General features: G+C 66.4%; 24 protein-coding genes. 17 read left to right on the forward strand and 7 right to left on the reverse strand.

Annotated elements, in window-relative coordinates:
• Positions 1-33: 33 nt before the first annotated feature.
• A complete protein-coding gene (locus ACZLZY_RS11755; protein WP_472934088.1) occupies positions 34-606 on the reverse strand; it encodes a hypothetical protein in 573 nt (190 codons plus the stop codon).
• Positions 607-748: 142 nt separating this feature from the next.
• A complete protein-coding gene (locus ACZLZY_RS11760; RefSeq protein WP_472934089.1) occupies positions 749-2,539 on the reverse strand; it encodes a putative bifunctional diguanylate cyclase/phosphodiesterase in 1,791 nt (596 codons plus the stop codon).
• A 289-nt stretch (positions 2,540-2,828) separates the two neighbouring features.
• On the opposite strand from ACZLZY_RS11760, the gene ACZLZY_RS11765 reads away from it, so the two are divergent.
• From ACZLZY_RS11765 to ACZLZY_RS11800, 8 genes are all read left to right on the forward strand, one after another.
• Positions 2,829-3,740, forward strand: a complete 912-nt coding sequence (locus ACZLZY_RS11765; RefSeq protein WP_472934091.1) for a DMT family transporter — start codon at positions 2,829-2,831, stop codon at positions 3,738-3,740.
• Complete coding sequence (gene mobA, locus ACZLZY_RS11770) at positions 3,737-4,375, forward strand: molybdenum cofactor guanylyltransferase (protein WP_472934092.1); 639 nt, start codon at positions 3,737-3,739, stop codon at positions 4,373-4,375. Before ACZLZY_RS11765 ends, mobA begins: the two co-directional genes overlap by 4 nt.
• Before the next feature lie 121 nt (positions 4,376-4,496).
• Positions 4,497-5,303: an ABC transporter substrate-binding protein gene (locus tag ACZLZY_RS11775; protein ID WP_472934093.1), complete on the forward strand. Its 807-nt coding sequence runs from the start codon at positions 4,497-4,499 to the stop codon at positions 5,301-5,303.
• A gap of 125 nt (positions 5,304-5,428) precedes the next feature.
• A complete protein-coding gene (locus tag ACZLZY_RS11780) occupies positions 5,429-6,139 on the forward strand; it encodes an ABC transporter permease (RefSeq protein ID WP_472934094.1) in 711 nt (236 codons plus the stop codon).
• A complete protein-coding gene (locus tag ACZLZY_RS11785) occupies positions 6,136-6,933 on the forward strand; it encodes an ABC transporter permease (RefSeq protein ID WP_472934095.1) in 798 nt (265 codons plus the stop codon). Before ACZLZY_RS11780 ends, ACZLZY_RS11785 begins: the two co-directional genes overlap by 4 nt.
• Before the next feature lie 144 nt (positions 6,934-7,077).
• Positions 7,078-7,305 carry a type II toxin-antitoxin system RelE/ParE family toxin gene (locus ACZLZY_RS11790; RefSeq protein ID WP_472934096.1) on the forward strand — a complete coding sequence of 76 codons (228 nt, stop codon included), beginning with the start codon at positions 7,078-7,080 and terminating at the stop codon, positions 7,303-7,305.
• Positions 7,302-7,625, forward strand: coding sequence for a type II toxin-antitoxin system RelB family anti-toxin (locus ACZLZY_RS11795; protein ID WP_472934097.1), 324 nt, complete (start codon positions 7,302-7,304; stop codon positions 7,623-7,625). Before ACZLZY_RS11790 ends, ACZLZY_RS11795 begins: the two co-directional genes overlap by 4 nt.
• A gap of 57 nt (positions 7,626-7,682) precedes the next feature.
• Positions 7,683-8,552 (forward strand): NAD(P)-dependent oxidoreductase, encoded by an 870-nt coding sequence (locus tag ACZLZY_RS11800; protein ID WP_472934098.1) that lies wholly within the window; start codon positions 7,683-7,685, stop codon positions 8,550-8,552.
• A 487-nt stretch (positions 8,553-9,039) separates the two neighbouring features.
• Here ACZLZY_RS11800 and ACZLZY_RS11805 read toward each other — a convergent pair whose 3' ends face one another.
• Positions 9,040-9,525 (reverse strand): Lrp/AsnC family transcriptional regulator, encoded by a 486-nt coding sequence (locus ACZLZY_RS11805; RefSeq protein ID WP_472934099.1) that lies wholly within the window; start codon positions 9,523-9,525, stop codon positions 9,040-9,042.
• Positions 9,526-9,738: 213 nt separating this feature from the next.
• On the opposite strand from ACZLZY_RS11805, the gene ACZLZY_RS11810 reads away from it, so the two are divergent.
• From ACZLZY_RS11810 to ACZLZY_RS11820, 3 genes are all read left to right on the forward strand, one after another.
• Positions 9,739-11,238, forward strand: coding sequence for a sensor histidine kinase (locus ACZLZY_RS11810; RefSeq protein WP_472934100.1), 1,500 nt, complete (start codon positions 9,739-9,741; stop codon positions 11,236-11,238).
• Between the two features lie 76 nt (positions 11,239-11,314).
• Positions 11,315-11,530: a DUF1289 domain-containing protein gene (locus tag ACZLZY_RS11815; protein ID WP_472934101.1), complete on the forward strand. Its 216-nt coding sequence runs from the start codon at positions 11,315-11,317 to the stop codon at positions 11,528-11,530.
• 3 nt (positions 11,531-11,533) lie between these two features.
• Positions 11,534-12,238, forward strand: coding sequence for a retropepsin-like aspartic protease family protein (locus tag ACZLZY_RS11820; protein WP_472934102.1), 705 nt, complete (start codon positions 11,534-11,536; stop codon positions 12,236-12,238).
• Positions 12,239-12,273: 35 nt separating this feature from the next.
• Here the strand turns inward: ACZLZY_RS11820 and dusA are convergent, their stop codons facing one another.
• Positions 12,274-13,317 (reverse strand): tRNA dihydrouridine(20/20a) synthase DusA, encoded by a 1,044-nt coding sequence (dusA, locus tag ACZLZY_RS11825; protein ID WP_472934103.1) that lies wholly within the window; start codon positions 13,315-13,317, stop codon positions 12,274-12,276.
• Between the two features lie 20 nt (positions 13,318-13,337).
• Positions 13,338-15,752, reverse strand: a complete 2,415-nt coding sequence (locus tag ACZLZY_RS11830) for a bifunctional diguanylate cyclase/phosphodiesterase (protein ID WP_472934104.1) — start codon at positions 15,750-15,752, stop codon at positions 13,338-13,340.
• 391 nt (positions 15,753-16,143) lie between these two features.
• Here ACZLZY_RS11830 and ACZLZY_RS11835 point away from each other — a divergent pair, with 391 nt between their 5' ends.
• Positions 16,144-18,705, forward strand: coding sequence for a GcvT family protein (locus ACZLZY_RS11835; protein ID WP_472934105.1), 2,562 nt, complete (start codon positions 16,144-16,146; stop codon positions 18,703-18,705).
• Between the two features lie 181 nt (positions 18,706-18,886).
• On the opposite strand, the gene ACZLZY_RS11840 is transcribed toward ACZLZY_RS11835, so the two are convergent.
• A complete protein-coding gene (locus tag ACZLZY_RS11840; protein ID WP_472934106.1) occupies positions 18,887-19,213 on the reverse strand; it encodes a hypothetical protein in 327 nt (108 codons plus the stop codon).
• 230 nt (positions 19,214-19,443) lie between these two features.
• On the opposite strand from ACZLZY_RS11840, the gene ACZLZY_RS11845 reads away from it, so the two are divergent.
• The 5 genes from ACZLZY_RS11845 to ACZLZY_RS11865 all read left to right on the forward strand — a co-directional run bounded on the left by ACZLZY_RS11845 (position 19,444) and on the right by ACZLZY_RS11865 (position 24,466).
• The gene (locus ACZLZY_RS11845; protein WP_472934212.1) at positions 19,444-19,725 is read left to right on the forward strand and encodes an acyl carrier protein; all 282 of its coding nucleotides are present in this window, start codon (positions 19,444-19,446) and stop codon (positions 19,723-19,725) included.
• A 209-nt stretch (positions 19,726-19,934) separates the two neighbouring features.
• The gene (locus ACZLZY_RS11850) at positions 19,935-21,134 is read left to right on the forward strand and encodes a beta-ketoacyl-ACP synthase (RefSeq protein ID WP_472934107.1); all 1,200 of its coding nucleotides are present in this window, start codon (positions 19,935-19,937) and stop codon (positions 21,132-21,134) included.
• Positions 21,135-21,147: 13 nt separating this feature from the next.
• On the forward strand, positions 21,148-22,428 hold the full coding sequence (locus tag ACZLZY_RS11855) for a beta-ketoacyl-ACP synthase (RefSeq protein ID WP_472934108.1): 1,281 nt from the start codon (positions 21,148-21,150) through the stop codon (positions 22,426-22,428).
• Positions 22,429-22,508: 80 nt separating this feature from the next.
• A complete protein-coding gene (locus ACZLZY_RS11860; RefSeq protein ID WP_472934109.1) occupies positions 22,509-23,552 on the forward strand; it encodes a zinc-binding dehydrogenase in 1,044 nt (347 codons plus the stop codon).
• On the forward strand, positions 23,549-24,466 hold the full coding sequence (locus ACZLZY_RS11865; RefSeq protein WP_472934110.1) for a lipid A biosynthesis lauroyl acyltransferase: 918 nt from the start codon (positions 23,549-23,551) through the stop codon (positions 24,464-24,466). The genes ACZLZY_RS11860 and ACZLZY_RS11865 overlap by 4 nt, the downstream gene beginning before the upstream one ends.
• 186 nt (positions 24,467-24,652) lie before the next feature.
• Here ACZLZY_RS11865 and ACZLZY_RS11870 read toward each other — a convergent pair whose 3' ends face one another.
• Positions 24,653-25,027 (reverse strand): L,D-transpeptidase, encoded by a 375-nt coding sequence (locus ACZLZY_RS11870; RefSeq protein WP_472934111.1) that lies wholly within the window; start codon positions 25,025-25,027, stop codon positions 24,653-24,655.
• Positions 25,028-25,064: the final 37 nt, after the last annotated feature.

The raw sequence follows: 25,064 nt of genomic DNA on the forward strand, positions 1-25,064 counted from the left end.
GCCGCTCCGCCGTCCGATCCGCTTCAAGCCCGTTCAAAACGCCTTGTAGACCGATGCCACGCGCCGCGCAGCGACGGTCGTCGTCTGAACCGTGTCGGTGACCGGCAGAAGGTCGCCGGCCTGGCGATACTGGAAGACGAGCGGGACGAATTCGCCGTTGGCCAGGATTTCAGCTGTGAGCTGACGCACTCTCGCGACGTCGCCGCCATAAGTCAGTGGCTCGGCGGCAGGCGAAGCTGTACCCGGGCGGTTACACGCCTCCGTCCCCGGCACCGTCGCCCGCTCGCCGGCGCTTGGCAGCTCTGGTGCGGAGGGCATGCGAAGCGCCGGGTAGATGGCAGGCGCAACCGGACGATCGGCGGCCACCGGCCGATCCACACGTACCGACACCGACGGTGCGCCGTAAGCGACTACCGGCGCAACCGGAAAGGATAGCGCCGCCTCCTCGGCCGTGTGGCGGGTCCAGTCGTCGCGGTAGTGGATCGGCAGAATCATCCGCTGTTCTTGCAGGTTGTAGAACTGCCCGAGTTCGGCAGGCTGGAGGATCGCCTTGTCGAGCTCCGGCCGGAGCGCCGGCGGCGACACGAGCGAGACGGGGTCGGACATGGGGGCTCATCCTCGAAAAAAGATCGAGGCCCATTATCCACCCGAACCAGGATGTCCCGTTACCGCAGACGTTAGGATTGTCTGAACGCGGCAGTTTCTTGGAAAGAAGTTGGCAAGTTTTGCAACTGCGTTGGACTGCCGGTCAGGCGGGACGGGTCTCTTGTGCGAGAAGGGCGGCGATCGCCGGCGCATCGACGGGACGGCTGAAATAATAGCCTTGCATCTCGTCGCAGCGATTCTCCTTGAGGATGCGCATCTGCTCCTCCGTCTCGACGCCCTCGGCGATCACCTTCAGCTGCAACTCGCGTCCGAGAGAGATCACCGCGGTGGCGATGGCGCGGTCGCTGCCGTCGTGTTCGAGATTGCTGACGAAGGAGCGGTCGATCTTCAGCCGCGACAGCGGCAGACGTTTGAGGACGCTGAGGCTCGAATAACCGGTGCCGAAATCGTCGATCGACAATTGCACGCCCATGGCCTTGATCTCGGACAAGGTGGCGATCGCCCGTTCGATATCCTCGATGATGACGCCCTCGGTGATCTCCAGCTCGAGCCAGCAGCTGTCCAGCCTGCTGCTCTCCAGGGCGCTGCCGATCTTGGCGAGAAAATCCTTCTCGCGGATCTGGCGCGGCGAGACGTTGACCGCGACGGTGACGTTCGGGAGTCCGGCCTCCTGCCAGGCGCGGTTCTGCCGGCATGCCTGGCGCAGTACCCATTCTCCGAGGTCGGCGATCATGCCGGACTCCTCGGCGATCGGAATGAAGACCGTCGGCGCAATCGGGCCGCGCGTCGGATGATGCCAGCGCAGCAACGCCTCGACGCCAAAGATGCGGCCGGAAGCGAGATCAACCTGAGGCTGGTAGAGAAGGTGAAATTCGCCGCGCGAAAGGCCCGCCCGCATGTCCTCCTGGAGCGACAGCTTCTCCACCACCGCGCTGTTCATCTCCGCGGCATAGAAGCGGAAGGTGTCGCGCCCGGACTGCTTGGCGCGGTACATCGCCGCGTCGGCATTGCGCAGCAAGGTCTCCGCATCGGTCCCGTCGTCCGGAAACGCGGCGATGCCCATGCTGCAGGTCATGTGCAGCGGCTGCCCCGCGCATAAAAACGGCTCGGCGATCAGCGTCCTCAGCTTCGCCAGCGCCTCGAGGATGGGCATGTCGGTGGCGGGATGCTCGCCAAGCAGCAGCACGAACTCGTCGCCGCCGATGCGGGCGACGGTGTCGGCGGAATGCAGGAGGCCGCCGAGCCGCTCGGCAATCATGATCAGCAGCCCGTTAGCCTTCTCATAGCCGAGACTGTCGTTCACCCGCTTGAACTGATCGACATTCAGCGCCACGACCATCAGCTTAGAGCGGTGGATTTCGGCCTGGATCAGGTTCTGAGCGAGGCGGTCCTTCATCAGCGCCCGGTTGGGAAGCCCTGTCAGGAGGTCGTATTGCGTGAGGTGGCGGAGCTGCTCCTCGGCGGCCTTCCACTCCGTGATGTCGCGCGCCACGCCGATCAGCCCGACGATCTCACCCTCGCCGTTGCGGAGCGGCACGCGCGAGGTCGAGAGCGTCGTCTGGACGCCGCCCGTATTGACCACCGGCTCCTCGAGGTTGAGGACCGCCTCACCCGAGGCCATAATGTGCTGCTCCAGCGCGCGCGTGCGCTCGGCAGAGCCGGGTTCGGTCAAGTCGAAGTCGGTGCGGCCGATCAGGCTCGCCGCATCTGTATGGCCGGTGACGTCGAGCACCGCCGAGTTGACGAGGACAAAGCGACTGTCCTGATCCTTGACAAAGATCATATCGGGCGCCTGGTCGATCAACTGGCGGAGCAGCGCACCCTCGGTCATGTCGAGGCTGGAGAGAGAACCTGTGACGTCGGTCGGGCGCGAGACAGCCCCCCCGGCCGTTTCAGGCTCTTCGGACGGCGATGGAAACGGCGTCTCAGGCATGGAGATCATCTGGCACCGTCAGAGGAGCGTGCGACGCATCGGGAGGCGCCGGTCGAGTGAATTCTAAGGACAGAAGATAAATTTTCATTCGTCAGACTTGAATCAACGTTCCGGCCGGTTCCCGAGCCAACGGAACCGCCGGCTGAACGCCCGCAGCGGCCGGGCGGCAAGCCCGTATCGAAGGATCGGGGATGGAACACCGGGGGTGTCGCGAGATCCGGCGAAGACCGTCGCCAACAAGGCAAGGCTCGCGTAAAGCAGGCCATCGCCCTCTCGCCAGCAGTCCGCCGTGTCCCTCCTGCCGCGCCTCGCCTTCTCCGACAACGTCCGCGCGAGCTTCTTCATGCTTCTCGCGATGGCGGCCTTCGTGATCAATGACAGCCTGGTCAAGCTTTTGACCGCGGACCTTGCCGTACCGCAGCTGATCGCCGTGCGCGGGCTGATGGCGACGCTGCTGCTGATCGCTATCGCCTGGACGCGAAAGGTGCCGTTCTCGCTCAGGATCCTGCGCCAGCCCTTGGTGATGCTGCGCACCGCCGGCGACGTCGGCTGTACGCTGTTCTATATCACCGCGCTCGGCCACCTGCCCCTCGCCAACGCCACCGCGATCTTTCAGGCACTGCCGCTGACTGTGACGCTCGGCGCTGCGCTGTTTCTGCGCGAGCCGGTCGGCTGGCGGCGGTGGAGCGCCATCGGCGCCGGCTTCGTCGGCGTGCTGATCATCGTGCGGCCGGGGCTCGAGGGTTTTACCGCCTCCTCGCTTTACGTCCTTGCCTCGGTGGTCTCGGCTGCGGTCAGGGACCTCGCGACACGGCGCCTGCCCGAGACCGTGCCCTCGCTGCAGGTTTCGGTGGTCACCGCCCTCGTGGTGACGCTGGTCGGCGGCCTGATGATCCCGGCCACCGGCTGGGTGCCGCTGACCGGGACGCACATGGCCATGCTGGCGGTCGCAGCGGTGATGATCGGCGTCGGCTACATCTTCATCGTCTCCGCCATGCGGATCGGCGACATGGGCTTCGTCGCGCCGTTTCGTTATTCGGTGCTGCTGTTCGCGCTGCTCATCGGCGTGTTCTGGTTCGAGGAAATACCGGATCGCTGGGTGCTGCTCGGCACCCTCATCATCATGCTCAGCGGCGCCTACACCTTCTATCGCGAGCGGGTGAAAGGGATTGCGCCGCTGCCGGAGACCGAAGTCGTATGATCGCTGCCCCCGCTTCTGCGCCAGTAAAGGTCGCCGCGCTGATCTTGGCCGGCGGGCGGGGCGCGCGCATGGGTGCCGCGGTGCCGAAGCCCCTGCTGCGCCTCGGCAGTCTGACCCTCCTCGATCATGTGCTGGCGAGGCTTGGCGCCGAGACCGCGCCCGTGCTGCTCAGCGCCAACGATGCCGATGCCTTCGCCGGGACCGGGCTGACGCTGATCCCCGACCGGATCGGCGGTTTCGCAGGCCCGCTGGCGGGGCTGGACGCGGCCGCTGCCTATCTTGGGGCGCACCATCCGGGCGTGACGCATCTCCTGACCGTACCGGGCGACACGCCGTTCCTGCCGGGCGACCTCGTTTCCCGCCTGATGGCCGGACCGGCCGGCCTTGCCTGCGTTGCCCGCCGTGCCGGCGCCCTGCAGCCGACGGTGGCAGTCTGGCCGACAGCCTCGCTCGACGCCCTGCCGGGTTTCCTGAGCGCGCCGGGCAAGCATGCGATCCGCGGGTTCCTCGACCTCATTGGTTTTGCGGCGATCGACTTCCCCGATGATGACGGCGCACCCGGCGGCGACCCGTTCTTCAACGTCAACACGCCGGAAGATCTTGGAGCGGCAAGATCCTTCGAACCCAGCCGTTGAAAAGGCGTGAGGCTACGATGACAGCTGTTGCACTTTTTACGACAGCCATGGAAGTATCGCCGCTATAACAGGCATGCCCAATGTCGAGGCCCGTGACGCCTGCTCACCACCGGAGAAGTCCATGCGTTTTGCCCGTACCCTCACCGCCGCCGTCGCGGTGCTCGCTTTGGCCGCAAGCTTCAACGCCGCACAGGCAGACGATTCGGCGAAGGATTACAAGACGATCAAGATCGGCACCGAGGGCGCCTATCCGCCGTTCAACTTCCTCACCGCCGGCGGCGAGCTGACCGGCTTCGACATCGACATCGCGAAAGCCCTTTGCACCCAGATGAAGGCCGAGTGCGAGTTCGTCGCGCAGGATTGGGACGGCATGATCCCGGCGCTGCAGAACAACAAGTTCGACGCGATCATCGCCTCCATGTCGATCACGCCGGAGCGCCAGAAGCAGATCGACTTCACCAACAAGTACTACAACACCCCGCCGGCGATCGCCGTGGCAAAGGACAGCCCGATCACCGAGGCGACGGCCGCAGCGCTTTCCGGCAAGGCGATTGGCGCGCAAGGCTCGACCACCCACAGCCAGGCCGCCGAGGCGCTGTTCCCCGACAGCGACATCAAGGTCTACCCGACCTCGGAAGAGTACAAGCTCGACATCGGCAATGGCCGCCTCGACGCGGTGATGGACGACGTCGTCGTCCTGTCACAGTGGATCGACAGCCCGGAAGGCAGCTGCTGCAAGATCCTCGGCACGCTGCCGGCCGATCCGAAGATCTACGGCGTCGGCGCCGGCATCGGCCTGCGCAAGGGCGACGAGAAGCTGAAGAAGATGTTCAACGACGCGATCGTCGCGATCCGCAAGGACGGCACCTACAAGACCGTCCAGGACAAGTACTTCAAGTTCGACGTCTACGGCGCCGAGACCAAGTAGGCCCCGCATGAGACCGCGGCGCGGCGGCCTGCTGCCGCGCTGCAACGTGCCGACCGACGGCCGGCATCCCCCAGGCGTCGGCTCCCCACCCGGTACACCAGAACCACGACGATCGCGGAGCGCGCATGCAGACTGACTGGGCGATGATCGGCTTTGGCCCCGAGGGCTGGGGCGACGACATCCTCGCGGGCGTCGTCGTCACCGTCACGCTGGCGCTGGCGACGCTGCCGCTCGGGCTCGGCGCGGGCTTCGCCCTGGCGCTCGGCAAGCAGTCCGAGGACAGAGCGATGCGCCTGTCCGCCGACATCTACACCACGGTCTTCCGCGGCCTGCCGGAATTGCTGACGCTGTTCCTGGTCTATTTTGGCGGACAGAGCGCGATCAACGCGCTGACCGGTGCCACCGGCCTGCCGGCGCTGACCGTCTCATCCTTCCTCGCCGGCATGATCGCGCTCGGCCTCGTCTTCTCCGCCTTCGCCAGCGAGGTCTTCCTGTCGGCTTTCCGGGCGATCCCGATCGGGCAGACGGAAGGCGCCAAGGCGCTCGGCCTGTCCCGCATGCGGATCATGATCTCCGTCATCCTGCCGCAGCTCATCAAGATCGCTCTGCCGGGCCTTGCCAATCTCTGGATGAACCTCTTGAAGGACACCGCGCTGGTCTCGGTGGTCGGCCTGGCCGACACCATGCGCCAGGCCGGCATCGCCTCCCGCGTCACACGCGAGCCCTTCCTGTTCTTCGGCATCGCCTGCGCGATCTTCCTCGTCCTCACCATGCTGTCCTCGGTGGTGATCGGCCGGATCGACCACTGGACCAAGCGCAGCGGAGCGTCGCGATGACCGTCCCGGCGCCCCCCGTGATCCAGAAGCGCAGCGGTCTGGCCGGCAAGATCATCCTCGGCCTCATCTGTCTCGCCGGCCTTGGCATCTTCTACTACCTCGTCTCCGCCTACGACCCCGAGCTGATGGCGCGCTACGGCCCGCTCTATCTCCAGGGGCTGTGGACGACGATCTCGCTGGTGCTGATCTGCTTCGTCGTCGGCGCGCTCGTCTCCATTCCCATCGCTTTCGGGCGAATGGCGAAGAACCCTGTCGCGCGCGGCCTTGCCTTCGTCTTCGTCTACTTCTTCCGCGGCACGCCGCTGATCGCGCAGATCTTTCTCGTCTATTACGGCTTCGGCGAGTTCCGCGGCACGTTCGAGAGCCTCGGCCTCTGGTGGTTCTTCCGCGACGCCTGGTACTGCGCGATCTTCGCGATATCGCTGAACACCGCCGCCTACCAGGCGGAGATCCTGCGCGGGGCGATCGAGAGCGTGCCGCGCGGCCAGTGGGAAGGCGCGCGCTCGCTCGGCCTGTCGCCGATCCTGATCTTTTGGAAGATCGTGCTGCCGCAGGCGATGATCGTCGCGTTGCGGCCCTATGCCAACGAGATCATTCTGATGATCAAGGCCTCGGCGATCGTCGCCATTATCACCGTCTACGACCTCTTTGGCGAGACGCGGCGCGCCTATTCCAGGACCTTCGACTTCCAGACCTACATCTGGGCGGCGCTGTTCTACCTCGCCATCGTCGAGGCGCTCCGGCACGCGACGGCGGCGGTCGAGAAGCGGCTGATCCGGCATTTGAAGCGGTAGAGCCGGAAACTCAGTTGGCGTTGGTTGGACATATATCAGGAATGAGATATTATGGTCTGGACGCTGGAACTGATCTACGAAGCGCGGAGGGAAATCCTCGCTCTTCCGTCTGACGTGCGCGCGCATTTCGCATGAATCGTCGATATGCTGATCGAGAAAGGCCCGGCCGAGATCGGCATGCCCTATGTCCGGCCGCTCGAAAGCGGTCTCTGGGAAATGCGGCTTAAGGGCAAGGACGGCATTGCCCGGGCGCTGTACTTCGCCGCTTCCCGGCAACGACTGGTGGTCGTCCGTGCCTTCGTAAAGAAAACCGAGAAGGCTCCGAGGCGAGAGATCGATATGGCACTGAAGCGGATGAGAGGCTTTCGATGACAAAAACGATCCCCTACGCAGAGTTTCGCGCCGAGCTCCTGGCCGATCCAGCGGTCAAGGCAGCGTTCGACGCCCTCGAAAACGAGTTCGCTCTCGCCCGAGCCCTGACGAGGGCGCGGGCCGAAGCCAAGCTGTCCCAGCAGGACGTCGCCGACAGAATGAAGACGACGCAATCTGCCGTCGCGCGCATGGAAAGCGGACGGCATGCCCCGTCGATGACGTCGATCGTCAAATACGCGACTGCCGTCGGCCGGACGATCCGGTTTGAAATCCACCCGGAACGCACGGCAGGCGAAGAGCGACAGCCCCTTCCGGGTTGACCCGACGCCGCCGTCTGCTACCCCGTTAGGCATCGTCTCTCGCGGGAAACAGCTGGCATGGCCAAGGTAAGCTTCATCGGATTGGGCGTCATGGGCTTTCCCATGGCCGGCCACCTCAAGACCAAGGGCGGCCACGACGTCACCGTCTTCAACCGCTCGCCGGAAAAGGCGAAAGCCTGGGCGGAAAAGTTCGGCGGCAACGCGGCGGCAACGCCGCGACAGGCAGCCGAGGGTGCGGACGTGGTGTTCGTCTGCGTCGGCAATGACGACGACGTTCGCTCGGTGGTGCTGGGCGAAGACGGCGCCTTCGCCGGGATGAAGTCGGGCGCCATTCTCGTCGACAACACCACGGCGTCGGCGGAACTCGCCCGTGAACTCGACGCCGCCGCCCGTGAAAAGGGTCTGAAGTTCCTCGACGCGCCGGTCTCCGGCGGCCAGGCCGGCGCCGAGAACGGCGCGCTGACGGTGATGGTCGGCGGCGACGCAGCCGACTTCGAGGCGGCCAAGCCCGTCATCTCCGCCTATGCCAAGATGGTCGGTCTGATGGGCCCCGCCGGCTCCGGCCAGCTCGCCAAGATGATGAACCAGATCTGCATCGCGGGCCTCGTCCAGGGCCTCTCCGAAGCCATCCACTTCGGCAAGCAGGCCGGACTCGACATCGAGACGGTCGTCGACGTGATCTCCAAGGGCGCCGCCGGCTCCTGGCAGATGGAGAACCGTCACAAGACCATGGACGCCGGCAAATACGATTTCGGCTTCGCGGTGGAGTGGATGCGCAAGGACCTGGGCATTTGCTTGGCAGAGGCCAAGCGCAACGGCGCGAAGCTGCCGGCGACCGCGCTGATCGACCAGTTCTACGCCGAGGTCGAGGGCATGGGCGGCAAGCGCTGGGATACGTCCTCGCTGCTCGCGCGCCTGCAGCGCTGAGACGTCAGGCGAAGGTAATGAATTGGCGTGTGAAGGCGTTGATTCGTCAGATGAAGAGAGTGAATCACCGCGTGAAAGGCTGACGCCAAGCGATTCAGAGGATTCGGCTTTTCTTGCCGAGGTTCAGACGTCCAGCGTTCGTCATTCCGGCCTTGAGCCGCCAGTCGAAATCGACGGGCCGCAAACCTTTGAGCTTCGTCATCCCGGCCTTGAGCCGGGATCCATTCCTCGAAGTGTAGGCTTTCGGTCCGGTACAAAATGCGGGCACAGTCAGCCGGACTGACCTCGTTCAGCGGTTTGGAATGGATCCCGGATCAAGTCCGGGATGACGATACGGAAAGGTTTGCGGCTGTCGATTCCGTTTCCGGCGCGGGCCCAGGATAGCCACGCTGAAGGGTTTGCGATTTTCCCGATACGGTCCCCGGATCAAGCCCGGGATGACGAAGCTGACGAGTAGATGCACGCCGCAGCCCTCCGTCGAGCGGCTTCACGCCTCCTTCGGCTCCTTCTCCAGCTGGATGTAATCCAGCGGCATTTCCGTCGTGTACTTGATCTGCTCCATCGCGAAGGACGAGGAGACGTCGCGGATTTCGATGCGGGCGATCAGGCGTTTGTAGAAAGCGTCGTAGGCGGCGATGTCGGGCACGACGACGCGCAGGAGATAGTCGACGTCGCCGCTCATGCGGTAGAACTCGACCACTTCCGGGAAATCCCCGACCACTTCGGAAAAGCGCTTCAGCCATTCGTTGGAATGCGAGTTGGTGCGGATCGAGACGAAGACGGTGACGCGCAGATTCACCTTGGCCGGATCGACCACGGCGACGCGGCGGCGGATGATCCCCTCTTCCTCAAGCTTCTGAATCCGGCGCCAGCACGGCGTCGTTGACAGGCCGACCCGCTTGGCAACATCGGCCACTGCAAGCGTCGCGTCCTCCTGCAGGAGCTTCAGAATCTTCTTGTCGAGCCGGTCCATCGTCGCTGCCTCATGTCAGTGTCCCGACCGTTATAGCAGGAGTTCCGCTGCCATGTCGGCAGGGCATCGTGTGGAACGCCACGGCCTTGGAAAGGCCGCCGAAAGCGTCAGTCGACACAAAGTTTCGCATTTGCTTAAGGCAGTTTTTTAAGCTTTGGGAAAGATGATGGGCCGCGACGAATCGTACGACGCGGAGCCTTCGAACCCCCACCCATGTCTGTCGCAGCCCCTCCCAGTTATGGCAAAAGTCTTGGCCGCCGCCGCCGCGGCGCGTCCGAGGCGGACCTGTCCAAGACGCTGCGGGCAGCGCGTGCGCGGCTGGCCGGACGGCTGACGCCGGGTTTCGACCGCGAGCTGCTGCAGCATCACGCGCACACGCTCAAAACCGCTGCGGTGGCGATGCCGCTGCCGATCCTTCTGACCGGCTTCGGCCTGTCGGTGTTCATCGGCGCCGTTGGCGCCCTGGTCTGGGGCCTGGTGGCACTGGCCGGGTACCTCGTCCTCTACGCCATCACCCGGCGGTTCGCCCGGCAAAGCCCGGAGAGCCTCGATGCGGTCCGCTGGGGCCGGCTGCTGCTTGCCGGCCATGCCGCCGCCGGCTCCGGCTGGGCCTATCTCGCCAGCCTCGACTGCAACACCTGTGCCCCGCTGCGCTTCGACATCTTCCAGTTCGCAATCCTGCTGCTGGCGGTGGCGCTGACCGCCATGGTCTCCTCCACGCTGCGCTCCGTCGTCACCGTCGCCTTCGCGCCGCTGATCCTGACCCTGGTCGTCAAGCTGGTGACCGGGACCGAGCCGGTGGCGTTGGCCATGCACGCCATGGTCATTGGCGCCGTGCCGATGTTCACCGTCGTCGCCGAGCACCTGCGCCGCAACACCATCGAGCGGATGAAGCACCAGGCGGAAAAGGACGAGCTGATCGCCGAGCTCGAGACCGCAAGGATCAATTCCGACGAGGCCCGGCGGCGCGCGGAGGAGGCAAACCTTGCCAAATCGCGCTTCCTCGCCACCATGAGCCACGAGCTGCGCACGCCGCTCAACGCCATCCTCGGCTTCTCCGAAGTGATTTCCAAGGAGATCCTCGGGCCGCTCGGCAACGAGACGTACAAGGACTACGTCAAGGACATTCACGTCTCCGGCCAGCACCTCCTCGACCTCATCAACGAGATCCTCGATCTGTCGCGTGTCGAGGCCGGGCGCTACGCGCTAAACGAGGAGGCGGTGGAGCTGACGCAGATCGCCCGCGACTCGCTTGCCTTCCTGCAGTTGAAGGCGCAGTCCAAGGGGATCGCCGTCGAGGTGCAGTTCGAGCCGGAGCTGCCGCAGCTCTGGGCCGACGAGCGCTCGCTGCGCCAGATCATCATCAACCTCCTCTCCAATGCGGTAAAATTTACCCCGCGCGGCGGGCTGATCACCGTGCGCGTCGGCTGGACGGCGGGCGGCGGCCAGTATGTCTCGGTGCGCGACGACGGGCCGGGCATTCCCGAGGACGAGATCCCGGTCGTTCTTTCCTCCTTCGGCCAGGGCTCCGGCGCGATCAAGAACGCCGAGCAAGGCACCGGCCTCGGCCTGCCCATCGTCCAGGCGCTCTGCCACATGCACGATGGCGAGTTCGTGCTGAAGTCGCAGCTGCGCGTCGGTACCGAGGCGATCGCCATCTTCCCGCATGCGCGGGTGCTGGAAGTCATGCCGGCGTTCCAGGACATGGCCTGAGGCTTGGCGACTGGCGCGGGTATGCCTACATGGCAGCCGCAGCCGCATGATCCGCCCCACTCGCGAACGGAACCCGATGACCATCGAAAGCCCCTGCACCCGGGTCTGCGTGCTCGACCCCGGCAGCGGGTTCTGTCTCGGCTGCGGCCGCAGCGGCACCGAGATCGGCGGTTGGTCGGCGGCGTCTGCGGCAGAGCGGCGCGCGGTAATAGCGGCACTTCCGGCGCGGCTGTCTGCGCTGTCCTCGTCAAAGACGCCCATCCCGCCCGCCCGACTGCCCCGCGAGGGCTGAGGCGTGCGCGGTAACGGCTTCCTGATCCTCGTCCTCGCCCTCATCGCCGGCGTCGTCCTCCTCCTCGTGCTGAACGATGGCGGCCGGATCGGCGGGCTCAGCGACGACGACTTCGGCCAGAGCGCCTATGCCGGCATCTGGGCCCTGGTGATCGCGGCCAGCCTCTTCGGCGTCCTCAGGACCAATCTGGCAGGTGCCGCAAAGAGCCTGCTCGCCTGGGCGCTCGCCTTCGTGCTGCTGATCGGCCTCTACAGCTATCGCCTGGAACTGCGCGAAGTCGGCGACCGGATGCTGGCCGAGCTGATGCCCGGCCATGTCATCACCGTCGCTGGAGACGGTACCCAAGTGCGTGTGCTGCGGGCGGATGATGCGCATTTCCACGTCGACGCGGTCGTGAACGGCCAGAAGGTCAACTTCCTCGTCGACACCGGTGCCTCGCTGGTGGCGCTCGACCGCGGCACGGCGGCCGCCATCGGCATCGACGTCGCCGGGCTCGGCTACACCAGCCGCGTGATGACCGCGAACGGCCCGGCCCGCGCCGCGCCGGTCCGGCTCAGCTACGTCAAGATCGGCGGCATCGTCCGCGAAAACGTCGAGGCGGCGGTGATGGACCGCGACGGCGACGGGCTCAGCCTCCTCGGCATGAGCTTTCTCGGCACGCTCTCTTCATTCGACTTTCGCGGCGAGCGGCTGACGCTGACGGACTGAGCGCCCGCGGACACCTGCGCGCCAAGGCGGCCGCTTCAGGCCGCCGCGCGAGCCGGGGCGTCGAGGTCGACATGGCTCAGCGCCTCGGCGAAGAGTTCCGGCCCGGCATCCCGGCGGGCGCCGGCATCGGACAGCGTCTGGCGCCAGCGGCGGGCGCCGGGGAGACCCGTGAAGAGCCCCGTCATGTGCCGGGTGACATGGACCAGCCGGCCGCCGGCGGCGATGTGCCGGGCAGAATAGTCGGCCATCTCGGCGACCACCGCGAGATAGTCGACCGGCGCAGGCGTCGCCCCAAAGAACAGGGCATCGACCTCGGCGAGCTGGCCGGGATCCTGATAGGCGCCGCGGCCCATCATTACGCCGTCGACATGCGCCAGCTCCGCCTCCGCCAGTTCCAGCGTCGACAGGCCGCCGTTGATGCCGACGAACATATCGGGCAGCCGCTGCTTCAGCCGGTGGACGCGGGCGTAGTCGAGCGGCGGGACGTCGCGGTTCTCCTTTGGGCTCAGCCCCTGCAGCCAGGCTTTTCGCGCGTGCACCCAGATGGCGGAGACGCCGGCGGCCACCGCGGCATCGGCCAGCGCGTCGAGCGCCGGCTCAGTGTCCTGGTCGTCGACGCCCAGCCTGCATTTCACGGTGACCGGGATCCTCACGGCCTCGCGCATCGCCTGCAGGCACTCGCCGACGAGCTGCGGCTCGCGCATCAGGCATGCGCCGAAAGCGCCGGACTGGACGCGGTCGGAGGGGCAGCCGACATTGAGATTCAGCTCGTCATAGCCAAAGCCCTCGGCGATCCCCGCAGCCTTCGCCAGCTTCTCCGGATCCGACCCGCCCAGCTGCAGCGCAACCGGATGCTCCGCCGCATCGAAGCCGAGCAGCCGCTCGAGATCGCCGTGGATCACCGCGTCGGCGACGACCATCTCAGTATAGAGCAGCGCATGCTTCGAAAGCTGGCGGAAGAAGAACCGGCAATGGCGGTCCGTCCAGTCGATCATCGGCGCGGTGGCGAAGCGGAAGCGGCGGTAATCTTGGGTCAGGGCGTTGATCGTCGTCACGTCGGCAATCCGGTATTGTCTCATTCCGGCTCCGTTCGGGCCGTCTATCCCGCTCGTTTTCGCACGCCCTGTTCCGGCGTCATAGCCCGCTCGGGCGAAAGGGGCGCATGGCCGAAGGTCTGGACGAAGCGGTCGGCTGGCTTCGGCTTGCCGAAGAGGTAGCCTTGCCCCTCCCCGACCTTGCCTCTCAGGAAATCCGCCTGGGACTGTTTCTCGATGCCTTCGGCGATGACCGAGAGGTCGCAGCCCTCGGCCATCCGGATGACGGCATCGACGATGCCCTGATCCTTGCGGGAGGTCTCGATCTCGCTGACGAAGGAGCGGTCGATCTTCAGCCGGGTGATGTCGAGTTTCTTCAGCATCGTCAACGAAGCATAGCCCGTGCCGAAATCGTCGAAGGCGATGCCGATGCCCATCGCCCGAATGCGCCTGAGGTGATTGGCGATCAGGCGCTCGTTGAGGAGGACGATGTTCTCGGTGATCTCGAGCTCCAGCTGCGACGCGGCGAGCCCGCTCGCGCGCAGCGCCTCCTCGACCCGTTCGACGAAATCGGGAGAGCGCAGCTGGGCGGCGAAGAGATTGATGCCGATCCGGACGTCGCCGAGACCCGCGGCGCGGAAACTGCGCGCCTGCCGGCACGCCGTCTGCAGGATCCAGTCGCCGACCGGCACGGCCAGATGACTGCTCTCCAGAACCGGCAGAAACGCTCCCGGGGCGACCAGCCCGGTCTTGGCATGGTTCCATCGGATCAGCGCCTCCGCACCGAGGACTTCGCCGCTGAACAGATCGACCTGGGGCTGATAATAGAGCTCGAACTGGTTCTCGGTCCACGCCGCCTGGAGGTCGTTGGCAAGACCGCTGCGCGCCATGGAGACGCGGCGCAGCTCCGGCGTGAACAGCCGGACCGTCGCACGGCCGTTGGCCTTGGCGTCGTAGAGGGCGAGGTCGGCGGCGGTGAGCATGTCGCCGGCCGAGAGCGGCGGCCAATGCGACGGCATGACGCCGATGCTGGCGGAGACATGCACCATCTGCTGCTGCACGCGGATAGGCATTTCCAGCGAGGCGATCACCCGGCGGCCGATCTCTCCGGCCTGCAGCGGATCGGCACTGTCGCGCATCAGGATGGCGAACTCGTCGCCGCCGAGCCGTGCGACCAGATGACGCTCGTCGACCGCGGCGCGCAACCGGTCGGCGGCAATGCGCAGGACATCGTCGCCGCCGGAATGGCCGAGCGAATCGTTCACCGCCTTGAAGCCGTCGAGATCGAGCATCAGCAAGGTGAACGGCACGTCGGTCTCCGCCTGCCGGGCCACCTGCTCGGCAAGCGCGTCGTGGAAGCGGGTCCGGTTGGCAAGCCCGGTCAGCGGGTCGGAGAAGGCGAGCTTGCGGATCCGCTCCTCGCTCTTCAGTCGTTCGCGCTGGTCGCGGAAGGCGATGACCATTTGCGGGCGCCCGCCCAGCCTGACGTCGCTGCGGATGACCCGCACCGGCAAAGCAGCCCCGGCGGACGTCAGGAGATCGGCATCCGCTTCCTCCGACTGGGACAGCGCGAGCACGTCGACCCCGCGCACCAAGGACGCCACCGTCCGACCGGTCAGCGCGCCGCGCGGGACACCGCAGAGGCGCGCCAGACTGTCATTGGCGGTGACAACCCTATCGTCCTCGCAGATCGCCAGACCCTCGAGCGCTAGATTGGCGAGTTCTCCCAGCTGCTTGCGTTCCCGCAGGAGGGCCGCCTTGGCGCTCAGCGTCAGACGAAGGCCAACGACCGCGACGGTCAGAAGCGCCAAGCACACCGTCGCCACGATGGGGGCGAGCGTCTCGGGCGCGATGGCGAGGCGCGGCAGCTGGATGCGCGGATCATATTGCAGCTGCAGCGCGGTCATGCCGCCAAGGTGCAGGACGGCGATCGACAGGACGAGGAACGGCGCGCCGAGGAGCCGGACGGTCTTGTTGCGCTCGCCGGAGACCATTAGCGAAAGGCCGAAGAGCGGCAGGCCTGCAAGGATCGAGAAGGCCACCAGCGCGTAATCCCAGCGGGCTTCGCCGCGGACGAAGTAGGCGGCCTGGCCGACATAATGCAGGGCGGCGACGCCGGCGCCGATGACAAGACCGCCGAGGAACCGCCGGCGGCGGCTTCGGCTGCCGAGCGCCATGCCGACGCCGGCAGCGATGCCCGCGACCGCCAGAAGCAACGACAACGCGGTGAGGAAAGGCTCGAAGCCGGACGGCATCCCTGGACGAAACGCCAGCAAGGCCACCATGTGGGTGGCCCAGGCCGTCGAGCCGGCGGCGAGAATGGCGGTTGCCCCCCAGCGGCGGCGCGCCTTGCCCTCGGAGCGGCCGGCATGGCGCGCGACCGAGAAAGAGCCGTAGACACCGATGACACAGACAAGGGCGGCCAGAAGAAGCAGTGTCGGGTCGTTCTCGACCCTGAGGCAAGTCAGAATGGCATGCATGGGATTCTCCGCGCCGACACCGTCGGCGAAGAGTCTGAACATTCCCAAGGCCTTCAGCGCCCTCCCCCCGAAACATTCCGCGGTGGGGTAAATGCTCGATGAAGGTTTTCCTAAGAGCTCGGCGGGGGCGGCCGTGGAGGCCCCCGAGACTGCCGGTCGCCAGAAACGGCCGACCCGCTACGATGGCTTGCGAAAGCAAGCGAACGGCGTGGTCCGACCGGCGTCCGCGCACGCCCAACGCCGCGCAGCTTTGCCTGACGCTCGGGCAAGCCCGCGCCGGCCGGACCACGCCGCGGCGTGGCGCGGCGGCAATCCTGCGTGTCGCTTTTGGAAGCGGCCTTGCCGGTTACTGCGCCTAACATCGCGCCACATCGGTTGGACGGGGCAGGACATGGCAGAATTTCCGGATAAGGCGAAGGTCGTCATCATCGGGCTCGGCGGCATCGTCGGCGCCTCGATTGCGCATCACCTGATCGAGCGCGGCTGGGACGATATCGTCGGCATCGACAAGTCCGGCATCCCGACCGACATCGGCTCGACGGCCCATGCGTCGGACTTCTGCTACACCACCAGCCACGACTATCTCTCGGTCTGGACAACCCAGTACTCGATCGATTTCTTCGAGAAGATGGGCCACTACGCCCGCATCGGCGGCCTGGAAGTGGCGCGCACCGGCGACGACGCCTGGATGGAGGAGATCAAGCGCAAGCTGACCTCGGCGAAAGCCTTCGGCACCCGCGCGCACTATGTCAGTCCGGCCGAGATCAAGGCGATGTTCCCGCTGATCGAGGAGGACCAAGTCCAGGGCGGCCTGTTCGATCCCGATGCAGGCCTCGTCATCCCGCGCTCGCAGACCGTCGCCGGCAAGCTGGTGGATGCCGCCGAGAAGACCGGGAAGCTCAAGGCCTTCGCCAACACCGCCGCGCAGTCGCTGATCATCGAGAACGGCCGGATCAAGGGCGTCGTCACCCACCGCGGCACGATCATGGCCGACCATGTCGTCGTCTCCGCCGGCATCTGGGGACGGCTGATCGCCGAGATGGCGGGCGAGGACCTGCCGGTGATGCCGGTCGACCACCCCCTCACCTTCTTCGGCCCTTACACCGAGTTCGAGGGCACCGGCAAGGAGATCGGCTATCCCCTGCTGCGCGACCAAGGCAACTCGGCCTACATGCGCGATACCGGCGACCCGAAGACCACCGAGGGTGGGCAGATCGAGTGGGGTTATTACGAGGCGACGAACCCGCGCCTCTGCCATCCCCGCGACATTCTGGAAAAGCACCAGGCCCGTCTCTCGCCCTCGCAGCGCGATCTCGACATGGAGCAGATCCTCGAGCCGCTCGAGCGCGCGATGGAGCTGACGCCGATCCTTGGCGAGCTCGGCTACAACGAGGGCCATTCCTTCAACGGGCTCCTGCAAGTCTCGGCCGGCGGCGGTGCCTCCTGCGGCGAGAGCCAGAAGGTGCGCGGCCTCTGGTACTGTATCGCCATCTGGGTGAAGGACGGCCCCGCCTACGGCAAGCTGATCGCCGACTGGATGACCGACGGGCGCACCGAGATCGACCACAACTCGGTCGACTACGCCCGCTTCTACGGCCACCAGCTGACCGAGGAATTTATCGAGGGCCGCACCTATGAGGCGGCGCAAAAGATCTATTTCCCGGCGATCCACCCGCGCGAGCCCTATGCGACGGGGCGCGGCGCCAAGCGCTCGCCCTTCTACGCGCGCGAGGTCGAGCTCGGCGGGCATTTCATGGAGCTGGGCGGCTGGGAGCGCGCGCACGGCTATGCCGCGAACGAGCATCTCCTGGAGAAGTACGGCAACCAGGTGCCGTTGCGCGAGAACGAGTGGGACAACCGGCATTTCTGGCGGGTCTCGAACGCCGAGCAGCTGGCGATGTCCGACGATTGCGGCATCGTCAACCTCAGCCATTTCTACATGATCGACGTCGAGGGACCGGACCACGTCGCGCTGCTCGAATGGGTTTCGGCGGCCAAGATCGGCGGCGACGGCAATATCGGCAAGGGCATCTACACCCACTTCCTCGACGACGAGGGCATGGTCCGCGCCGACTTCACCATCCTGCGCATGGCCGACCGCTGCCGCATCGTGGACGGCGCCGATGCCGGCCCGCGCGACCTTCTCTATCTCCGGCGCATCGCCGAGGACAAAGGCTTCGACGTCGTGATCACCGACGTCTCGGAAGCCAACGTCACCATCGGCATCTGGGGCCCGAACGCCCGCGAGACGTTGAAGAAAGTCGTCGCTGAGCCGAATGCGCTGGACGCCGCAAGCTTCCCGTTCGCGGCCATCCGCCCGATCGAGATCGCGGGCAAGGCGGTCTCGGCCTTCCGCATCTCCTATGTCGGCGAGCAAGGCTGGGAGCTGCACATGGCCTACGAGGACGGCCTCGCCGTCTGGGATGCGCTGCGTGCCACCGGCGTCATGGCCTTCGGCATCGAGACCTACGCCAATTCCCGCCGCATGGAGAAGAGCCTGCGCCTGCAGAACGCCGACCTCCACACCCAGTACAATCTGATCGAAGCGGACCTGGCGCGCCCCAAGGTCAAGGAGGCCGACTTCCGCGGCAAGGCCAAACACCTCGAATACAAGGCGCGCGACCACCAGCCTGCGAAGCTCTGCACGCTGGTGATGACCGACAATGTCGATGCCGCGGGCGTCGCCCGCTATCCCGTCGGCTCGCTGCCGGTAATCGATCCGGCCACCGGTGCGGTGCTGGTCGACGAGCTCGGCCGGCGCTCCTACACCACCTCGATCGCCTACGGCCCGACCGTCGGCAAGAATATCGCCCTCGCCTACCTCCCCTGGTCGCACTGCCAGCTCGGCCGCAAGCTCAGCGTCGAGTATTTTGCCGAGACTTTTCCGGTCGAGGTGGCGGCCGTCGGGTACAAGCCTCTGTATGATCCGGAAAACTTCAAGCCGCGGAGCTGAATCAGTCGTTGGCAGAAAGCTTCGGGGGTTAAGAGAACGGCCCGAGCCGGACCAGTTCTCCTGCCCTTAGGTAGCGCGCTGTCCGCGACAGGCCCGCTTCGTCATCCCGGGCTTGATCCGGGATCAATTCCAAATCGTCGGTCGTCAGACGGCGCCGGTCGTCCTCGAGCGTTCTGCGCCGCTAGCGTCCACCCTTCGTCGCCGAGTGGAAATCTGCAGGCTTGTTGCCGACCCAGCGGATGAAGCGGGCGACAGTCTCGTTGTCGGTAAGGGGTATGCCGCCTTCCGCGTGGCGGACGAGTTCACTAGCGGAGAAATTAGCGTCGATGGCTTCGCGGCAGATAGGATGGACCGGCACCGAGTCGCGGCCGCCCCGGCTCTTCGGGATTGGGTGGAAGCGATCCACCCTCGTGCCGACCAGTCGCCCGCAGAGCCAGCACTCTTCCGCCGGCATGTCTGCCGCTGTCTCGTCCACCAGCCAGCCCGCATCCCGAATTTTCCGTGCCATCTCATCGCTCCTGCCCACCACCGTAAGCCGGCAGCAGGCTTTATCACTTTCGATCGTCGCGGTGACTGATGGGCCGTCGGTCAGCTTGCGGTCAAGTCGACTGCCGGACCAGTCGAGGCCGGGCTGAAGCCGCAACTTTGCTTTTTCCACGCGACAGCCTATAGCTCGCGAATTCGCAGTGCACTGAAAACCGCGGTCCGATGACCGCGACGAAAACACGGGGTAGTCCTTTGTCCTCAACCTTCGACCGGGTCGCCGACATCATCGCCGAGACCAGCGAGATCGACCGCGCGCAGATCACGCCGGAGAGCCATACGATCGACGATCTCGGCATCGATTCGCTGGATTTCCTCGACATCGTCTTCGCCATCGACAAGGAATTCGGCATCAAGATACCGCTGGAACAGTGGACCCAGCGGGTGAACGAAGGCGAGGCGGCGACCGAGGAGTACTTCGTCCTGAAGAACCTCTGCGCCAAGATCGACGAGCTTCGCGCCGCCAAGACCGCCTGAGACCGTCGCGCCGCCGACGGAGACGTCCGTCGCCTAGGCGCGTACTGCGGGACGTCTGCGGCGCCTCGCCGATTTGACCAGTGGCATCGCGACCAGCCCATCAGGGCTTTGGTGGCGATGCCGGCATGCTTTGGGCGCTTAGCGCCCGCCGGTGGGGGGAACGCCGGTCGCCAGCCTCATCGGGCCGGCGCGCAACAGATGGAAGCTGTATGACCCACCAGGACGTCCTGATCACCGGCATTGGCCTCGTCTCCTCGCTCGGCGAAGGCATCGAGGCGCATCTCGACCGGCTCACCGCCGACGCGGCGCCGCATCCCGAGATCGAGACCGAGCGCTACGCGCCGTATTTCGTCCACCCTTTGCCGCCGATCGACTGGACGCAGCAAATCCCCAAGAAGGGGGACCAGCGGCAGATGGAGACCTGGCAGAAGCTCGGCACCTATGCCGCCGGCATTGCGCTGGCCGACGCCGGCATCCCAGCCGACGAGGACGTGCGCTCGCGCATCGACATGATCGTGGCGGCTGGTGGCGGCGAGCGGGACGTCGCCGTCGACGCGCTGGTGATGGAGCGGGCGCGCGGCGCCGAAGACAAGCAGGCGCGGGCAAACGAGGTCCTGTCCTCGGAGCTGCGGCCGACGCTGTTCCTTGCCCAGCTGTCGAACCTCCTCGCCGGCAACATCTCGATCGTCCATAAGGTCACAGGATCCTCGCGCACCTTCATGGGCGAGGAAGGCGCGGGCATTTCGGCGATCTCGGTCGCCGCGGCCCGCATCGCCTCCGGCCAGAGCCGCATCTGCCTTGTCGGCGGCGCCTTCTCGGCCGAGCGCAAGGACCTCCTCACCAATTACGAGATGGGCGGCTATCTCCTGAAGGATGAATGGAGCCCGGTCTTCGGCCGGACCCCAGGCCATGATGGCCTGACCATCGGCAGCGTCGGCGCCTTCCTGGTGCTGGAATCGGCCGAACATGCGGCGTCGCGCGGCGGCACCGGTTATGCGCGGATCGAGAAGATCTTCGCCGACCGCGGACCGCGCGACGAAGCGTCGCTGACGCAGCGGTTCGATGGCCTCCTGGAGCAGACCGGCCTTTCCGACGACGAGCTCCTGATCCTCTCCGGCGCCACCGGCATCGCCGCTTTGTCGCAGCCCGAGCGCGCCGCGCTCCGCGCCCGCTTCCCGCAGGCGGCGCTGCGCAGCTACGGCACGCTGCTCGGTCAATCCTTCGAAGCGCAGTTCTCGGCCGGCATTGCCCTGGCGGCTGCGGCGCTCGCCCGGCGCACGGGCCTGCCGCCTTTCGACGGACGGGTGGAAAACCAGGTCCTCTTCACCCCGGCGCAGGCGCTGGTGACGACGATCGGCCATGTGCAGGCCGAAGGCGTCTGCGTCCTGCATGCCCTCAACGGCCATTGAGCGGAGCCTGGCGATGAACAGCACTCTCGATTCCCGCGGTCGTCCCGTCGTCGTCGTCACCGGTATCGGCGTCGTCTCCTCGCTCGGCGAAGGCGTCGACGCCAACTGGACGGCGCTGACGGAAGGCCGCTCGGGCATCCATACGATCACGCGGTTTCCGACCGACCATCTGCGCACGACGATCGCCGGCACGGTCGACTTCATGGACGTCTCCCCGGTCACCGGCATCGACCTCTCCTTCGCGCTCGCCCGCTCGGCTGGGCTCGAGGCGGTGCGGATGGCCGGCTATGACGGCGCCTTCGCCGGCCCGCTGTTCCTCGCCGCGCCGCCGATCGAGCTGGAGTGGCAGCACCGTTTTCTGCTCGACGCCCTGCCCGGCGAGGCGCGCGAGGAGGCCGGCTACGACCGGCTGATGGAGCTGGTGCGACAGAACCGCGACCCGGCGATGTACCGGCAGACGCTGTTCTCCGGCATCTCCGAGCGCCTCGCCGACATCCTCGGCACACGCGGCCTGCCGGTAACGCTGTCCACGGCCTGCGCCTCGGGCGCCTCGGCGATCCAGCTCGGCGTCGAGGCGATCCGCCGCGGCGAGACCGACCGCGCGATCTCGATCGGCACCGATGGCTCGGTCGGCGCGGAGGCGCTGATCCGCTTCTCGCTGCTCTCGGCGCTCTCGACCAACAATGCCGTGCCCGCACGCGCGTCGAAGCCCTTCTCGAAGGACCGCGACGGCTTCGTGATGGCGGAAGGCGCCGGCGCGCTGGTGCTGGAATCGCTGGAATCGGCGAAGGCCCGCGGGGCGAAAATCCTCGGCGTTGTGCATGGCTGCGGTGAAAAGGCCGACGACTTCCACCGCACCCGCTCCAAGCCCGACGGCTCGCCGATCATCGCGACCATCCGCGACGGCCTTGCCGATGCCGGCCTGACGCCGAAGGACATCGGCTACATCAACGCGCACGGCACCTCGACGCCGGAGAACGACCGCATGGAGGCCGGGGGCCTTGCGGCTGTCTTCGGCGAGCGGATCGCTGACGTGCCGCTGTCGTCGAACAAATCGATGATCGGCCATACGCTCACCGCCGCCGGCGCGATCGAGGCGGTGTTCTCGATCCTGACCATGCGCCACGGCGTGCTGCCGCCGACGATCAACTACGACATTCCCGATCCGGCGATTGCGCTCGACGTGGTGCCCAACGTGAAACGATCGGCGGACGTCTCGGCGGTGCTGTCGAACTCGTTCGGCTTCGGCGGCCAGAATGTCAGCCTCGTCCTCGGCCGCGAACCCCGCGGCTGACGGGCGCGCCCGCACAATGATATGAGGCGCCGCGGCGCGTCCCTCTGGACGCCCGGCGCCCGGTAGTTTCGAGGTTTTCCATGCGTGCATTGCAGCTTTTCGGCGACAAGGATCTCCGGGTCACCGACATTCCCGAACCGGGGGCGCCGGGTCCCGGCGAGGCGCGGGTGCGGATCTCCGCCGTGGCGCTGAACCACATCGACGTCTGGGGCTGGCGCGGCATGGCTTTCGCCAAGCGCAACCTGCCCCTGGTGATCGGCGCGGAGGCCTCGGGCGTCGTCGAGGCGCTGGGGCCGGGCGCCGCCGGCGTGCTGCCGGGGCAGCTGGTCTCGATCTACGGCGCGCGCACCTGCGGCCTCTGCAAGGCTTGCCGCGAGAAGCGCGACAACCTCTGCGAACACGTCTCGGGCGTGCACGGCTTCCACCTCGACGGTTTCGCGCAGGAGGTGGTGAACCTGCCGGTGCGGCTGCTCGTCGCCGCCCCGCCCGGCTGCGACGCCATCGGCGCGGCGCTGGCGCCGGTGACCTTCGGCACCGTCGAGCACATGCTCTTCGACAATGCCAAGCTCGAGCCGGGCGAAACCATCCTCGTCCATGCCGGCGGCTCCGGCATCGGCACGGCGGCGATCCAGCTCGCCAAGAAACACGGCGCGACAGTGATCACCACCGTCGGCTCCGACGAGAAGATCGAGGGCGCGAAGGCGCTCGGCGCCGACCATGTGATCAACTACCGCTCGGACCGCTTCGAGGGCGTGGTGCGCAAGCTGACGAAGAAGAAGGGCGTCGACGTCGTCTTCGAGCATGTCGGCGTCGACACCTGGGCCGGCTCGATGCTGTGCCTGAAGCGCGGCGGACGGCTGGTCACCTGCGGCTCGACCTCCGGCGTCTCGGCGCCGACCAACCTCATGATGCTGTTCCAGCAGCAGCTCCGGCTCATCGGCTCGTTCGGCTGCCGCATGGAGAACATGGCCGACGCCATGCAGAAGATGGCGCGCGGGCTGGTGAAGCCGGTGATCGACACCGAGATTGGCCTCGACGAGATCGACGTCGCCCTGCAGCGCATGGCGGGGCGTCAGGTGTTCGGCAAGATCATCCTCAACCTCGAGCGCCTGCCGGCGGCATGAGCAGCCTGTTTGCCAAGAAGGCCTGGAAGCGCTGGCGGATCACCCGCGACTGGACATCGGCCCGGCTGATCTTCTCGCTGCTGTGGATCCTGCGCCAGTTGCCGCCGCGCGCCGGGCTCGCCACCGCGGCCGCGCTCGGCCGCTGGGTGGGCCCCCTCACCCCGCGCCACCGACTGGCCAAGGAGAACCTCCGCCTCGCCTATCCCGAAAAGGATGCGGCCTGGATCGATGCCACCGCCCGCGCCAACTGGGAGCACATGGCGCGGCTGGCGGCGGAATACGTCTTCCTCGATGAGATCTTCGACTTCGACCCCGCCAAGCCCGGCGAAGGGCTGATCGAGGTCGAGGGCGCCGAGATCTTCGAAGAGCTGCAGAAGCGCGGCGGTCCCTTCGTGTTCTTCACCGGCCATCTCGGCTGCTTCGAGCTCCTGCCGATCTGTGCCGCAACTTTCGGCCTCGAGGTCACCGCCCTCTTCCGTCAGCCGAACAACCGTTACATTGCCCGCGAAATCCTCTCGGCCCGGCGCACCCGCGGCGGCCATCTCGTGCCCTCCAAGGCGGGCGCGGCCTGGGCGCTGGCCGGCACGCTCGACCGCCAGGGATCGGTCGGCATGCTGGTCGACCAGAAGTTTACCAAGGGCGCCCCGACGACGTTCTTCGGCAGGGCCTGCAAGACCAATCCGCTGGTGCCGAAACTCGTCCGGCAGTTCGACTGCGAGGTCTATCCGGCCCGCGTCATCCGCTTGCCCGGCGGGCGCTACCGGCTGGAGCTGAAGCCGCGGCTCGACCTGCCGCGCAATGCCGAGGGCGCAATCGACATCCCGGCCAGCTGCCAGACGCTGAACGATATCGTCGAGGGCTGGGTGCGCGAGCATCCCGAACAGTGGATGTGGTTCCACCGCCGCTGGGGCTGACGAGCGCAGCTTTCCCAAGGACAGGAACGGCACGGCTGCCCGCAGCCTGCAACCTTCAGCGTGTCGCTGACAGTCTGCAGTCCTCTCTGGCCCGCAGCCCGCGATCGAGCCAGGGTTGCTTAGGGGAAGGCCGATGCCGCGCCGAAACAGGGCCGCCTGCGTGCCTCCTCTCCGAAGAACGACACTCTACCGGCTGATGACGATCGAGGTGTTGCGCACCCCTGCCTGCTGCACCATCGCATAGAGCTTGGCGGCATTGCGCGGATGCAGCCGGATGCACCCGTGCGAGGCCGGGCTGCCGAGCCGCCTGACCGAGCCGGTGCCATGGATGGCATAGCCGCCGCGGAAGAAGATCGAAAACGGCATCGGCGAGTTGTGGTATTTCTTCGAGTACCACATCCGGTGAAGCCGGGTCGGGCGGTAGCTGCCCGTCGGCGTCGTGTAGCCATTCCCCGCCGTCGAAACCTGCCACCGGTCGACAACCGCGCCGTTGCGCGTGACCGTCATCGTCTGCGCCGAAATGTCGATTTTGGCGACGATGAGAGGGCGAGCCGCCGCCATCTATCCCGGCGCCAGAAGCGTGAATGCCGCCAGGATG

It is taken from the genome of Mesocryomonas lacus (assembly GCF_055730135.2).

Coding starts and splice junctions, on each gene's coding strand:
- ACZLZY_RS11755 (WP_472934088.1), bottom strand. CDS start 606: ATGTCCGACCCCGTCTCGCTCGTGTCGCCGCCGGCGCTCCGGCCGGAG.
- ACZLZY_RS11760 (WP_472934089.1), bottom strand. CDS start 2,539: ATGCCTGAGACGCCGTTTCCATCGCCGTCCGAAGAGCCTGAAACGGCC.
- mobA (WP_472934092.1), top strand. CDS start 3,737: ATGATCGCTGCCCCCGCTTCTGCGCCAGTAAAGGTCGCCGCGCTGATC.
- ACZLZY_RS11775 (WP_472934093.1), top strand. CDS start 4,497: ATGCGTTTTGCCCGTACCCTCACCGCCGCCGTCGCGGTGCTCGCTTTG.
- ACZLZY_RS11780 (WP_472934094.1), top strand. CDS start 5,429: ATGCAGACTGACTGGGCGATGATCGGCTTTGGCCCCGAGGGCTGGGGC.
- ACZLZY_RS11785 (WP_472934095.1), top strand. CDS start 6,136: ATGACCGTCCCGGCGCCCCCCGTGATCCAGAAGCGCAGCGGTCTGGCC.
- ACZLZY_RS11790 (WP_472934096.1), top strand. CDS start 7,078: ATGCTGATCGAGAAAGGCCCGGCCGAGATCGGCATGCCCTATGTCCGG.
- ACZLZY_RS11795 (WP_472934097.1), top strand. CDS start 7,302: ATGACAAAAACGATCCCCTACGCAGAGTTTCGCGCCGAGCTCCTGGCC.
- ACZLZY_RS11800 (WP_472934098.1), top strand. CDS start 7,683: ATGGCCAAGGTAAGCTTCATCGGATTGGGCGTCATGGGCTTTCCCATG.
- ACZLZY_RS11805 (WP_472934099.1), bottom strand. CDS start 9,525: ATGGACCGGCTCGACAAGAAGATTCTGAAGCTCCTGCAGGAGGACGCG.
- ACZLZY_RS11810 (WP_472934100.1), top strand. CDS start 9,739: ATGTCTGTCGCAGCCCCTCCCAGTTATGGCAAAAGTCTTGGCCGCCGC.
- ACZLZY_RS11815 (WP_472934101.1), top strand. CDS start 11,315: ATGACCATCGAAAGCCCCTGCACCCGGGTCTGCGTGCTCGACCCCGGC.
- dusA (WP_472934103.1), bottom strand. CDS start 13,317: ATGAGACAATACCGGATTGCCGACGTGACGACGATCAACGCCCTGACC.
- ACZLZY_RS11830 (WP_472934104.1), bottom strand. CDS start 15,752: ATGCATGCCATTCTGACTTGCCTCAGGGTCGAGAACGACCCGACACTG.
- ACZLZY_RS11835 (WP_472934105.1), top strand. CDS start 16,144: ATGGCAGAATTTCCGGATAAGGCGAAGGTCGTCATCATCGGGCTCGGC.
- ACZLZY_RS11840 (WP_472934106.1), bottom strand. CDS start 19,213: ATGGCACGGAAAATTCGGGATGCGGGCTGGCTGGTGGACGAGACAGCG.
- ACZLZY_RS11850 (WP_472934107.1), top strand. CDS start 19,935: ATGACCCACCAGGACGTCCTGATCACCGGCATTGGCCTCGTCTCCTCG.
- ACZLZY_RS11855 (WP_472934108.1), top strand. CDS start 21,148: ATGAACAGCACTCTCGATTCCCGCGGTCGTCCCGTCGTCGTCGTCACC.
- ACZLZY_RS11860 (WP_472934109.1), top strand. CDS start 22,509: ATGCGTGCATTGCAGCTTTTCGGCGACAAGGATCTCCGGGTCACCGAC.
- ACZLZY_RS11865 (WP_472934110.1), top strand. CDS start 23,549: ATGAGCAGCCTGTTTGCCAAGAAGGCCTGGAAGCGCTGGCGGATCACC.
- ACZLZY_RS11870 (WP_472934111.1), bottom strand. CDS start 25,027: ATGGCGGCGGCTCGCCCTCTCATCGTCGCCAAAATCGACATTTCGGCG.